Here is an 853-nt window from a genome sequence, read left to right as displayed (position 1 = left end):
GCGAGTAAATACCAGATAACAGGGTTATCCGCGCGCGTTCTACTTTGTGCGATGAGGAGCGTCTCCGCTTCGGAATAGCGTTGTTCTTGCTCGTAAATTTCTGCGAGTAAGATCGCGGCAGAATAGTTGTTCGGATTGAATTCGAGCAGCGTTTTAAGTCGCGCTATAGACGCTTCAGCATTCCCAGAAAAATATTCTGCTTCTGCTAAAAATATGCTGATCACTGGGAGTGCTGGATACTTGGCATGTAGTTTCGTCAGTATTTCTAAAGATTCTTTAGGTTTGCTATCAAATAAGGCGTACGCCAGTGCGAATCTTGTCGCATCGACATTTTTATGCTGACCTTTTTCTATAGTTGATCGATAGTATTTGATCGCAGACTCTTTCGACTCTGCGAAATCTGTTGCGACGATCGCTTTAGATATATGAAATTGAAAGTTATCACGGTATTGCTTGATGGGATATTGTTCGGCGCGGTTTTTTGTATCGGCAACTCGATTTTCAGATAAGGGGTGAGTTGAGAGATATTCGGGTGGTGAAGAGCCTTGTAGTCTTGCATTTTTGAGCATGGTTTCGAACATGCGTGGCATTGCTCTTGGATCGAAATTAGATTTGTACATGGTTTCGATGCCAATTCGGTCTGCTTCTTCTTCGTTCGAGCGTGAATAGCTAAGTGCTTTTTCTACAGACATCGCTTGGGTTGATGCAAGTGTCGCGATTCCTGCCTCGGCGCCAGTTGTGGCTGCGATTACAGCGCTTGCCAATATGCCTGCGAGGGTTAGCGGGGTGCTGAGCTCCTGCTTTTGAAGTCGTCGTGCGTAATGGCGTTGACTCAAATGCGCCAATTCGTGAG

General features: G+C 45.7%; 1 protein-coding gene. It reads right to left on the bottom strand.

The window, feature by feature from the left end; translation table 11 throughout:
- A partial coding sequence (locus tag A3739_RS25345; RefSeq protein WP_231877146.1) for a M48 family metalloprotease occupies positions 1 to 836 on the bottom strand: 836 nt, incomplete at its 3' end.
- Positions 837 to 853: the final 17 nt, after the last annotated feature.

The sequence above is a fragment of the Oleiphilus sp. HI0067 genome, from assembly GCF_001635735.1.
Note: the sequence above shows the minus strand (reverse complement) of the source record. Positions and strands in the feature narration are given on the sequence as shown.